At 62.0% G+C, this 11,272-nt stretch carries 10 protein-coding genes; 4 read left to right on the top strand and 6 right to left on the bottom strand.

Annotated elements, in window-relative coordinates; genetic code table 11:
* Nucleotides 1-20: 20 nt before the first annotated feature.
* From ACP7AX_RS06295 to ACP7AX_RS06270, 6 genes are all read right to left on the bottom strand, one after another.
* On the bottom strand, nucleotides 21-956 hold the full coding sequence (locus tag ACP7AX_RS06295) for a Cgl0159 family (beta/alpha)8-fold protein (protein WP_426225785.1): 936 nt from the start codon (nucleotides 954-956) through the stop codon (nucleotides 21-23).
* On the bottom strand, nucleotides 953-1,954 hold the full coding sequence (gene iolC, locus ACP7AX_RS06290; protein WP_426225784.1) for a 5-dehydro-2-deoxygluconokinase: 1,002 nt from the start codon (nucleotides 1,952-1,954) through the stop codon (nucleotides 953-955). Before iolC ends, ACP7AX_RS06295 begins: the two co-directional genes overlap by 4 nt.
* Nucleotides 1,955-2,121: 167 nt before the next feature.
* A complete protein-coding gene (locus ACP7AX_RS06285; protein WP_426225783.1) occupies nucleotides 2,122-2,526 on the bottom strand; it encodes a tautomerase family protein in 405 nt (134 codons plus the stop codon).
* Nucleotides 2,527-2,718: 192 nt separating this feature from the next.
* Nucleotides 2,719-3,726, bottom strand: a complete 1,008-nt coding sequence (locus tag ACP7AX_RS06280) for an ABC transporter permease (protein WP_426225782.1) — start codon at nucleotides 3,724-3,726, stop codon at nucleotides 2,719-2,721.
* Nucleotides 3,723-5,267, bottom strand: coding sequence for a sugar ABC transporter ATP-binding protein (locus ACP7AX_RS06275; protein WP_426225781.1), 1,545 nt, complete (start codon nucleotides 5,265-5,267; stop codon nucleotides 3,723-3,725). Before ACP7AX_RS06275 ends, ACP7AX_RS06280 begins: the two co-directional genes overlap by 4 nt.
* Nucleotides 5,257-6,261, bottom strand: coding sequence for a sugar ABC transporter substrate-binding protein (locus ACP7AX_RS06270; RefSeq protein WP_426225780.1), 1,005 nt, complete (start codon nucleotides 6,259-6,261; stop codon nucleotides 5,257-5,259). Before ACP7AX_RS06270 ends, ACP7AX_RS06275 begins: the two co-directional genes overlap by 11 nt.
* 134 nt (nucleotides 6,262-6,395) lie before the next feature.
* Here ACP7AX_RS06270 and ACP7AX_RS06265 point away from each other — a divergent pair, with 134 nt between their 5' ends.
* The 4 genes from ACP7AX_RS06265 (at nucleotide 6,396) to ACP7AX_RS06250 (ending at nucleotide 11,242) form a co-directional block, all read left to right on the top strand.
* Entirely contained in the window at nucleotides 6,396-7,448 is a 1,053-nt protein-coding gene (locus tag ACP7AX_RS06265; RefSeq protein ID WP_426225779.1) for a LacI family DNA-binding transcriptional regulator, read from the top strand.
* 402 nt (nucleotides 7,449-7,850) lie between these two features.
* Nucleotides 7,851-9,029, top strand: a complete 1,179-nt coding sequence (locus ACP7AX_RS06260) for a Gfo/Idh/MocA family protein (protein ID WP_426225778.1) — start codon at nucleotides 7,851-7,853, stop codon at nucleotides 9,027-9,029.
* Nucleotides 9,026-10,045, top strand: coding sequence for a sugar phosphate isomerase/epimerase family protein (locus ACP7AX_RS06255; RefSeq protein ID WP_426225777.1), 1,020 nt, complete (start codon nucleotides 9,026-9,028; stop codon nucleotides 10,043-10,045). The genes ACP7AX_RS06260 and ACP7AX_RS06255 overlap by 4 nt, the downstream gene beginning before the upstream one ends.
* 162 nt (nucleotides 10,046-10,207) lie before the next feature.
* Nucleotides 10,208-11,242, top strand: coding sequence for a Gfo/Idh/MocA family oxidoreductase (locus ACP7AX_RS06250; protein WP_426225776.1), 1,035 nt, complete (start codon nucleotides 10,208-10,210; stop codon nucleotides 11,240-11,242).
* The last annotated feature ends 30 nt before the right edge of the window (nucleotides 11,243-11,272 follow it).

Here is an 11,272-nt window from a genome sequence, read left to right as displayed (position 1 = left end):
TGCGTGTTGACATGTCTGTCTTACTCCGAAGCTTGTGCACTGCGGTTGAGGAGGGAGGCGGCCGTGGCCACGGCTGCGGCTACATCCCCGTCCTTGGGATACAGCAGGGTCCGGCCTACGGTGAGGCCTTGGACGCCGGGCAGGGCCAGGGCGGCCTGCCAGCTGGCGAAGACTTCGTCCTGGGTGCCTTCCGGGTCCCCGCCCAGCAGGACGGTGGGCATGGTGGTCGCGGCCATGACGCGCTCCATCTCTGCCACGACCGGAAGTTTCATCCAGGTGTAGGCGCTGGTGGATCCCAGGCCTTCGGCGATCGCGATGGATTTGATCACGGCGTTGGTGGACAGGTCGTTGCGGACCCTGCCGTTTTCACGGACCGAGAGGAAGGGCTCCACCATGGCGATCAGCTTACGCTCGGCAAGGGAATCGATGGCCTTGGCTGTGGCTTCCAGCGTGCTCACGGTGTCCGGATCTCCCAGGCAGATACGGGTAAGCATCTTGCCGCCGTCAGCGCCGAGGGTTTCCAGGGCCGCGGCAGTGTGTCCGGTGAAGCGGTCATCAATCTCGTTGACCAGGCCGGACAGTCCGCCCCGGTTCATGGAGCCGAACACGAGCTTGCCCTCCAGGGCTCCCAGCAGCAGCAGATCGTCCATGATGTCCGGGGATGCCAGGACGCCGTCGACATGCGGGTTGGCCAGCGCGATCTGCAAACGGTCCAGCAATTGGCGGCGGTCCGCCATGGCCACTGGATCATTCCCGACGGCCAGGGCGCCGCGGGCCGGGTGGTCTGCGGCAACGATGAAGTTCTGCTTGCCGTATTTAAGGCCAGGGTGGCGGCGGCGGGCCTTGGCGGTCCGGACAACCGCGCCGGGGTCCTGCAATCTGATGGTGCTGAGGTGTTCGTAACGGCGGGGGTCATCGTCCAGGACGTTGTTCGAAGCGAGGGGGGCGAGTGTCACAGTGCTGCTCCTTGAGGGATGGAGGTGCCGGGTACGGGGCGTCCGCGCTCAGCGAGCAGCGAGGTGACCTCATCAGGTGTCGGCATCGCATCAGCGCAGGACAGACGGGACGCGACGATGGCGCCGGCGGCATTGGCATAGTCCAGGACCTGCGCCAGTGGCCAACCTGAGAGGAGTCCGTGGCAAAAAGCGCCGCCGAAGGAGTCCCCGGCACCCAGGCCGTTGACGGTCTCGACCGGGACGGGGGCGGAGACGACGCGCTCGGTGCGGGTCTTGGCCATCACGCCTTCCGGGCCGAGCTTGACGACGGCGATCTCGACGCCAGCTGCCAGCAGCCGGTCAGCTTGCTCATCGGGAGTACCCTCCCCCACTGCCACGGCGCATTCCTTGTCGTTGCCGATGGCGACGGTGACGTGCGGCAGGATCTTGGCGACCTGGGCCCGGGCCTCTTCCTCCGAAGCCCAGAACATGGGCCGGTAGTCCAAATCCAGGATGGTGTATTGACCAATCCGCAGCTCGTCGCGGGTGCGTGCTTCGTGGGCCTTGATGTGCGCTTGGCGGCTGGGCTCCTGACACAGGCCGGTGACCGTGGACCAGAAGATCCCGGCGTTTTTCACGGCGTCCAGGTCCAGGTCCTTGGCTTTGATCTGCAGGTCCGGAGCGGTGGGGAACCGTCCGTAGAAGTACAGCGGGAAGTCTTCAGGGGGCTTGATCGCGCAGAAGGTCACCGCTGTGGGCCACTCCTGTACTGCGGTAACGAAGGAATCGTCAACGTTGAACTTGTGCAGTTCCCGGTGCAGGTATTTGCCGAACGCGTCATCGCCGGTGCGGGTGATGACAGCGGTCCGGCGGCCGTGCCGGGCCGCGGCCACGGCCACGTTGGACGGGGAGCCGCCGAGGTATTTGCCGAAGGACGTCACGTCCTCCAGCCCCACCCCGATGTCATTCGGGTAGATATCAACACTGATTCGCCCGATCGTTAGCAGTTCGTGGGTCACGGTTGTGAACCTTTCTGGGTTTTGAACTCCGTGGTTTACAGAGCAGACGCTCGTGACCCGTGATGGCCAAAGAGCAAGATGGTGAGGTGCGGAACTCCGGAGTCATGCCTCCGAAGCGGCGGGAAAGGATCCGTGTCAGCGCACTGTTGGGAGGCTTTCCCGCTTGACTATTTTTTGGGTACTGCCAGTTCACCGGTGACGTACTGGGCGCGTCCGAACCCGAAGGACCAATCGCCGGGGGTGTTTTCGACGTAGCCGATGAAGACGTTCTCTCCCCCGACTCCCCTCTCAGCCAGGCGTGCGGCAACTGCGGCGAACAGCGCCTGCTTGGCTTCCTGGCTCCGGCCACCTTGGGTGAAGATCTGGATCATTACGACGTCACTGGTTCGCTCGAAGCCAAGCCCGGCGTCCTGGGCAAAGATCTGGCCAAGCGGGTGTTCGGTCAGGATGTGGAAGTAGTCGCGCTCCGGGATGCCGTATTCGGCCAGGATGGCATCGTGGATCCCTTGGCTCAGGCTTTGCAGCTCTGCGGGGCTCCGGCCAAGGTTGACATCGATTCTTACTAGCGGCATCAGCCTCTCCTTAAGTTTGTACTGACATACTAACAAATAATTGACGGGTGGACAATAAAGTACCGTGAGTGCCGTCCACGTCCACCCGGTGGCTCGACCGCGCCGAGTGGGCAAGGAAGGTGTAGCCGCCGGCCCTCCAAAGGGCCTTTGGGAGTGCCCTTAGTCCCGGCGGCTACACCTTGGAGAAGTGGGCTAATTGCGTTTGTTGAAGATGACGTCCACGGCAACAGCCAGGATGATCACGGCGCCCTTCACCAGTCCCTGCCAGTACGCGGCTACTCCGAGGAGAACAAGGCCGCTGGAGAGCGAAGCGAGGATGAGGACTCCGACGATGGTGCGCGGGATGGATCCGAAGCCGCCGCTGAGCCTGGTGCCGCCGATGATCACGGCCGCAATGGCGTCAAGCTCTGCTCCCGGCAGGGCAACAGGGGAAGCTGTCTGAAGCCGGGCGGTCAGGAGGATCCCTGCGATGCCGGCACACAGCGCGCAGACGATGTACGCGATGGTGAGGACCTTATTTACCTTGATACCTGCCAGACGGCTGGCTTCGAAGTTCCCGCCGATGGCGTAGATATGGCGGCCGAAGCGGGTGTGGGCCAGGACGATGTGGGCGACAATGGCGATGCCGATGAACCAGAACACGATGCTGGAGACGCCCAGGATCTTCAGGGAGGTCAGACCGGTGAGCCATGCCGGCAGGTTGCTGACGGAGCCGCCGTCGTTTATCAGCAGCGCAACAGAGGTGAGGATGGTGTACATACCCAGCGTCACCACGAAGGGGTTTACCTTGGCCCGGGAGATCAGCGTGCCGCTGATCAGCCCAACGATAATGGAGGACAGTACCGCCAAAGAGATTGCCGGGAACATCCCAAGGGGGCTGAGAAGTCCAACGACCATGCCGGCGACAACGGCGGTCCGGGCGACGGCGAGGTCGAATCCGCCGGTAAGCATCACGACGGTCTGTCCGATGGCGAGGATGCCGATCACTGAGGCGCTGAGGAGGATGTTGCGGATGTTTCCTTCGGACAGGAACTCCGGGCGGACCGCAGCGAAGACAAGCAGCAGGACCCCGAAGAAGATGATGAGGCCGTTGCGGCGAAGGACCGGGCGGATCTGTTGGGCCCAGTTCGTCTGGAGCGGAGTTTTTGGTGCCTGCACGCCGCCCGGCGTGGCCGGGGTGGCCGTGGATTGGATAGTCATTGGATTACTCCCTGCTTGAGGTGTTCTTCCGCAGCAGTGCGTGCCCGGAGAACGGCTTCTTCTGTGGCGTCCTTGCCACTCATTTCGGCCACGACGCGGCCATCGTCAAAGACGAGAACACGGTGGCTCATGCCTTGTAGTTCGGCCTGATCGGCCGAGACGATGATGACGGCCATCCCTGTTGCGGTCAGTTCCACGATCTGGTCGTAAATTTCGCGCCGGGCACCGACGTCGACGCCGAGTGTGGGCTCGTCCAGGATCAGCAATTTCGGGGAAACCGCTGCCCAGCGTGCCAGTAATGCCTTCTGCTGGTTGCCGCCACTGAGGGTGATGATTTCCTGGTTGGGGCTGGCCGAGCGGACGTCGAATTTGCGGATAAGCTCCAGACCGATCTTTTTCTCGGTCCGGGGGTTCAGCACTCCCATGCGCCCGAGCCGGTGGGATTTGACCAGGGTTGCATTTCGCCAGACTGACAGGGCAGGTATCAGTCCGTCGGTTTTCCGGTCTCCGGACACGTACCCGATTCCCGCCGCCATGGCGAGGTCGGGTCGGCCGTGCGGGAGCGGCCTGCCGTTCAGGGTCATGGTTCCGCGGCCGATGTCTGCTCCGAAGATGATCCGCGCAATGTTCCGTTGGCCGGCGCCGATTGCCCCGGTGATACCGAGAATTTCACCTGTGCGGACTGTGAAGCTGACGTCCCGTGCCCGCTTCCCGGACACGCCGGAGACTTCCAGGACGGCGTCTACCCCGACCTCGGGCAACTCCGGGAACAGGTCGGTGATTTGCCGCCCGACCAACAGTGGAATGATTTCGTCCGGAACGGAGTGTTCCTTGTCCAGCTCACCGGCGTACGCGCCGTCGCGCAGTACCACTACCCGGTCGCAGATCCGGGGGATTTCATCGAGCCGGTGGCTGACGTAGAGAACAGGAATGCCCTGCGCTTTGAGTTTCCTGATGACCTCGAACAGTTCATCCACCTCGTCGGGGTTCAGAGCCGCTGTGGGCTCATCGAGGATGATGAGTGTTCCCGCCTCGCTTGAGGCTTTAAGGATTTCCACCCGCTGGCGCTGTGCGACGGTGAGGTCACCGGCCAACGTCTTGAGGGGAAGCTCGATACCGGAGCGGTCAACAAGCTCCTGGGCCTGGCTGAGGGTTTCTCGCTTGCGGATCCAGAATTTAGCTGCCTTGGTCCCGGGCTCCTTGCCCAGCACCAGGTTTTCGGCGACCGTCAGATTGTCGGCCAGCATCGAGTGCTGGTGGACCGTGGCGATCCCGGCAGCCAGGGCTTCGGAAGGCTCCTTAAAGTGTGTGTCCACGCCGTTGATGACGATCGTGCCGCCCTCGGGACGGTAGACGCCGGAGAGGACTTTGATCAGGGTTGATTTGCCGGCGCCGTTCTCGCCGAGCAGTCCGACAACTTCACCGGCGTACAGGTCCAGGTCGATGCCCTTGAGGGCCGGTACGCCGGCGAAGAGCTTGCGGATGCCCTTCGCCGACACGCGGGGCGTTGCTTCAGCGACCGTCACGGTCTCACCACTCACCGGGGTACTGTGCAACGTTGGCCTTGGTGACCTTAACCGCGGCAACCTCAACGGTGGGTCGATCCGCGATGGTGGCTACATCCACAGACTCTTTTCGCATGATTTTGACCAGGGTTTCGACGGCGGCGCTTGCGTCAGCCTTGGCTGAGACCCATACCGTTCCGTAGAGGGCGCCTGATTCCACCGCCGCCGTTCCGTCCATGCTGCCGCCGATACCGATCACCTTGATGGCATCCTGCCTGCCCTGTTCTGCGACAACACGTGCAGCGGCCACCGCCTCGGGGTCGGTCTGGGCCAGCATGATGTCGATCTTGGCGTGCTTCTGCAACAGGGTCTGGGTGACCTCCACAGCCTTTGTGGGGTCGAAGTCATTGGACTGCTTATCGATGATCTTCACGTTCGGTGCGGACTTAATGCCCGCCATCAGCCCTTCGGTGCGCTGGATCTGAGGTGTAGCGCCCAAGGTCCCTTCCTGCAGGACAACCTGGCAGGGGTCAATGCCCTTGCACGCCTCGACAACGAGTTCGCCCTGCATCTTGCCGATCGCCACATCGTTGAAGCCCACATGCACGCGGGGATTCGCACCATCCAAACCGCCGTAAGCGGCTTCGATCGTCCGGTTACCAGTGATGAGAATGGCCTCGGAGTCGGCAGCGGCCTGCGCCACTGAGGCGTTGGCCTTCGGGTCCACTGAGGCAATGATGATGCCCTTGGCGCCACCGACGAGCAAGCTGTTCACCTGGTCGTTCTGGGTGTTGGCATCTCCCTTGGCATCGGAGAAGGTCGCCTCGACCCCCAGCTTGGCTGCCGCGTCCCGGGCGCCGTTCTGCCAACTGGTCCAGAAGGTCTGGTTTCCTGCCGGCAGCGCGATGCCTATTTTTTCTTTGCCCTCGCTCCCGGCGCTTTCGGCTGCCGAGCATCCGGTCATTGCGAGCCCTGCAACAGCGGTCAGGGCCGCTGCCTTGAGAAGGATTCCTTGATGAATGGAAGTCACGTCGTTCTCCTTTGAACTGTAAGGCGCATCACTTTAGCGCGCTCTAAGCCACCATTAGAGCGCTCTATAAACATCCTTGTCAATACATTCGGTCAAACTTGGTGGCATGCTGTTTGACTGTCACGGAGGCGGGCATGAACAGAACTACGTGGGATAGTGGACGTGTGATCGAGAAGACCTCCCTGTCCCGGCCCGTGACCATGGAAGATGTGGCACGCCGCGCTCAGGTCTCCAGAGCCCTGGTCTCGCTGGTCATGCGGGATTCACCGCATGTGTCCGCTGACAAACGTTCAGCGGTCCGCGAAGCCGCCCTGGCGTTGGGTTACAGCCCCAACCGCCTGGCCAGCAGACTGGCAAGCCGTCGCACAAGCACCCTCGGGGTCCTGCTTCTGGACCTCCACAACCCGGTTTTTGCTGATATCTATGACGGGATCCTGGAAGGTGTGGAGCACAGTGGCAATCACCTGATGGTGGCCGTTGGTTCAACCGATCTTGCCCGCGAGGCCGAGGCCGTTCGAAGCCTGCTGGACATGCGTGTGGACGGAATCCTGCTCGCGGGCTATACGGGAAGCCCCGAGAGCCTGGCACTGATGTTGGGCGGAACCCCGGCCGTTGTCATAACGCGTGAGGTTGAAGTGCCCGGCATTGACTCCGCCTCAGCCAGCGATCATCGGGGGGCCCAACTCGCCGTTGAACACCTGCAGCACCTGGGGCACAAGGAAATAGTCCACATAGCAAAGCCACCGGGACTGCCCTACCCGGGGCGTCGCCTCGGCTACATCCAAGCCATGGAAAGCCAGCAGCTGGCTCCAGTGATAATTACAGCCGACATGACCGAGCGCGGCGGCAGGCAGGCCATCGATCGCTACCTCGACTCTGGAGCCGCTGTTCCTACGGCAATTTTCGCCGATAACGACCTGGTCGCGCTTGGTGTCCTCGACGCGTTGTCCAACAGAAACATCTCCGTGCCCGACGATGTTTCCGTCGTGGGCTACGACAATACCGAGCTCGCAGAATCCCAGCTGGTCAGCCTCACCAGCGTTGATCACCACGCCAGAGAACTCGGCCGCTTGGCGGCATCGGCCATTCTTCGCCGCCTGAGCGGAGACACCCAGTCGCCGCCGATCAATACCCACGTCGACCCATTATTGGTCGTTCGACAAACGACCGCGGCACCCCGACACTAATTAAGTCCTGTAATTCGGCGGAAAATCAACGGGTACCTGCAATCCGGCGCAGCGGCGACGCGACTCCCCCGGCCCACCCCTGGTCATAGGCTGAGGCCAGCGGGATCAGTGCGGATGCATATTGATCCGCAGGCATGCCGAGCCGCAGCTGCAATTTGCCAGGTGCAGCATAGGCGAGCATGAGCCCCGCTGACGCTGCGCCTCGACGAAACCGGCGCCGCCATCTTCCAGCCTCCAGCCCTCAACGATACAGCCGCGCTCTACGGATGCGCCTGCTCATAGATGCCGTGAGGGCAAAGGTCCAGGTCTTAACTTATTGACAGGACAAATAAAGTGGTCCTACGGTTATAGAGCGCTCTAAATCGAGCGCTTCAAGCCTTAAACATTTCAAGGGAGAAATACATGGCACAAGGGATCGGCGTTGCCGTAATCGGGGCGGGAATGGCAGGGAAGGCGCACGCCGCCGCTTATCGGACGGCCTCGACGCTGTACGCTCCGAGCCTCCCTCCCGTCAGGCTGGTATCGATCTGCGACGTGAACCCCGTGTTCGGAGCCTTGACGGCGAGGCGCTTCGGCTACGAACGTCACGACACGTCCTGGCAGGCCATCGCCGAAGCCGAGGATATCGATGTTGTAAGCATCGTTATCGCAAATTCGCTGCACCGGGAAGTCGTCGAGGGCCTGCTGGCTGCCGGCAAACACGTGTTATGCGAAAAACCCCTGAGCGACTCCCTGGAAGACGCCCGCGCCATGGCAGACGCGGCCCGCCAGGCCCAATCGACCGCTCGAATCGGCTTTACCTTCCGCCGAACACCCGGCATCGCCTACATTCGGGAACTCATCGGCACCGGCGTGCTTGGCAACGTCCTTCACTTCAGCGGCCGCTACTGGACCGACTACGGATTCAGCCCCTCCGCTCCCATGAGTTGGCGTTACAAGGGAGGGCCCGGGTCCGGCGCGCTCGCCGATGTTGGAAGCCACCTAGCTTATGTCTCTGAGTTCCTTTGCGGCGACATCAAGTCCATCACCGGTGGCCGGCTCAGCACCGTGATCGATAAGCGGCCCCTGCCACTCACGGCAGTTATCGGGCACGACCACGCCGCTGTCAGCGATATCTTCGAGGCAGTCGAGAACGACGACTATGCCGCATTCTCGGCAGAGTTCGACAATGCGGCCGGCAGCTTTGAAGTCTCCCGCGTCGCCGCCGGCCACGCCAACAGCCTCCACTTTGAAGTGTTCTGCGAGAACGGCGCCGCCAAGTTTGACCAGCGCCGACCAGCTGAGATTCAGCTGTTCCTCAACGACGGCTCCGGCAACGAGAACGGATACCGCCAGGTCGTTCTCGGCCCCGGCCACCCCTACATCGCCGGCGGCCTGGCCATGGACGCCCCCGAGGTCGGCTTCGGCCAGAACGACGCGTTCGGCTACCAAGCCCGGGCGTTCCTCGAAGAGGTTGCCGGTCTTAGCGAAGAAGAATCCCTGCCCCGCTGCGCCACCTTCGATGAAGGGGTCCGCAACATGGAACTCCTTGGTGCAGTAACCGAATCATCACTCAATAACGGAAAGACAATCACACTATGAAACTCGGCATCTACAACGCCATCCTGCACGATCGTCCGCTTCCCGAGGCACTGAAGGTCATCGCAGACCTGGGCCTGACCGGCATCGAGATCAACACGGGCGGCTTCCTGCCCGCAGTCCACGTTCCGAACATGGACCAAATCCTGGAAAGCGACGCCGCCCGGGACGACTACCTCGCGATCTTCGAAGGGACGGGCGTCTCCATTGCAGGATTGAACTGCAACGGCAACCCGCTGCACCCGAAGCGGGAAGTCGGCGAAAAGCACGCCGAGGATGTCCGGCGCTCCATCCGTCTCGCGCACCGGCTCGGTCAGGACCGCGTCGTAACCATGTCCGGCCTTCCAGGCGGAGAACCGGGAGCCACCACGGTCAACTGGGTAGTCAACGCCTGGAACTCCGCCGCACTGGACGTGCTCGAGTACCAATGGCGTATCGCCGCTGACTTTTGGAAGGAAACCGACCGTCTGGCAGCTGACCACGGTGTCAAGGTCGCCCTCGAACTGCACCCTCAGAACGTCGTCTTCAACACCGCTGACGTCTACAAGCTCATCGAAGTCACCGGTGCCACAAATGTTGGGGTTGAACTCGATGCTTCACATCTGTTCTGGCAGCAAATGGACCCTGTCGCTGTGGTCCGCGAACTCGGTCCGTTGGTCTTTCAGGCAGCTGCGAAAGACGTCCGCGTGAACACGGAGAACGCGGCGCTCTATGGGGTGCTGGACAACAGCTTCCGCCGGCTCGCACCTGAGGAAAACCGAACTAACCTCGGCGGCGACGAGTGGGCCAACGAATGGCCCAAGAACTCGGCGTGGGACTTCGTGGCCCTGGGCCGCGGGCATGATACCAACTACTGGACCGAGTTCCTGCGTGCGCTCTACGAAGTGGACCCCAATATGCTCGTCAACATCGAACACGAGGACGTCTCCCTTGGACGGATTGAGGGCCTCCAGGTTGCGGCCAAAGTGCTGCGCGACGCCGACACCGCACTCACATCCTCCCTTCACGTCACCTCTTAGCTGAACCAAACCCCGGGAACCTGAGTCATGCTCGCCGCGACACCAACCCGGGGTGGGCAGCGGTTGCGGCCGTCACTAAGACCGCAACCGCTGCCATCGCTCATGGAATAGTTGCGAAGCGCGATGTCAGCGTGAAAAATCGACGGCAGAAAGAGGTCTTGCATGCAGCGGATCGGTCTTGTCGGGTACGGGGTCGGCGGACGCCTTTTCCATGCCCCGTTCATCGCAGCAGCTGAGGGGGTTCAGCTGGCCGGAGTAGTCGCGCGGTCAGAATCGAAGCGCGCACAAGTAGCGGCGGATTATCCTGGGCTTCCGGTCTTCTCAACGTTGGGTCAGATGCTTGGTGCAGGTGTGGATGCAGTGACCATCACTACGCCGCCGCAAACACGGCAGGACCTGGTTCTCGAAGCGATCGCCGCAGGCGTTCACGTCGTTGCCGACAAACCCTTTGCCCCAAACGCTGCCGCGGCCCGGGACCTGGCAGAAGCTGCCCAACACGCCGGCGTGCTCCTGAACGTCTACCAAAACCGACGTCGCGACGCGGACATTCTCACGCTGGCCAGCGTCCTGGCATCAGGGGACTTGGGCGAAATATGGAGAGTCCACTCCGTCATGGACCAGGACCAGGCCAACACTCTGGAGGTCGGCTCCACAGGGGGCCTGCTCCGCGACATCGGCAGCCATCTGGTTGACCAGATGCTGTGGCTGCTCGGTCCCGCCACACACGTCTACGCCACCCTCGATTGGACAGACCGTTTCGGGGAAACCACGGACTGCGGATTCGTGGTGACGCTAACTCATGCGACGGGGACAACATCTACTGTCTCCGCCAGCAAACTCAACCACTCCACGACCCGGCAACTGCGTGCCTACGGCAGCGAAGGCACATACACCGCATTCAGCTCCGACGTGCAGGCCGAAGCACTGTTTGCAGGCCGGCGTCCCTCTGAAGAGCCCGACACGTGGGGCATCGAAGCCGAGGAAAACTGGGGCGTACTATCGCTTTCATCGGGCCGCGAGAAAGTCCCGTCGGCGCAAGGAAACTACGCCACTTTCTACACCGAATTTGGACAAGCAATTCAAGGTCTGGCACCAGAACCAGTTCCGGCAGCGGAAGGCATCAGAACCCTTAAGGTTCTGGATGCCGCCCGACAAAGCGCGATAGAAAATCGGGTCGTAGAACTTCAGCCTCTGTGACAACTGCTCAGGTGCACCAGGTCCTCAGAT

The organism is Pseudarthrobacter sp. DSP2-3-2b1, assembly GCF_049895945.1.
Classification (GTDB): domain Bacteria; phylum Actinomycetota; class Actinomycetes; order Actinomycetales; family Micrococcaceae; genus Arthrobacter.
Note: the sequence above shows the minus strand (reverse complement) of the source record. Positions and strands in the feature narration are given on the sequence as shown.

Excerpts from the sequence above, each read along its gene's own strand:
- ACP7AX_RS06285 (WP_426225783.1), bottom strand. The coding sequence starts at position 2,526 with ATGCCGCTAGTAAGAATCGATGTCAACCTTGGCCGGAGCCCCGCAGAG.
- ACP7AX_RS06280 (WP_426225782.1), bottom strand. The coding sequence starts at position 3,726 with ATGACTATCCAATCCACGGCCACCCCGGCCACGCCGGGCGGCGTGCAG.
- ACP7AX_RS06265 (WP_426225779.1), top strand. The coding sequence starts at position 6,396 with ATGAACAGAACTACGTGGGATAGTGGACGTGTGATCGAGAAGACCTCC.
- ACP7AX_RS06260 (WP_426225778.1), top strand. The coding sequence starts at position 7,851 with ATGGCACAAGGGATCGGCGTTGCCGTAATCGGGGCGGGAATGGCAGGG.
- ACP7AX_RS06250 (WP_426225776.1), top strand. The coding sequence starts at position 10,208 with ATGCAGCGGATCGGTCTTGTCGGGTACGGGGTCGGCGGACGCCTTTTC.
- ACP7AX_RS06255 (WP_426225777.1), top strand. The coding sequence starts at position 9,026 with ATGAAACTCGGCATCTACAACGCCATCCTGCACGATCGTCCGCTTCCC.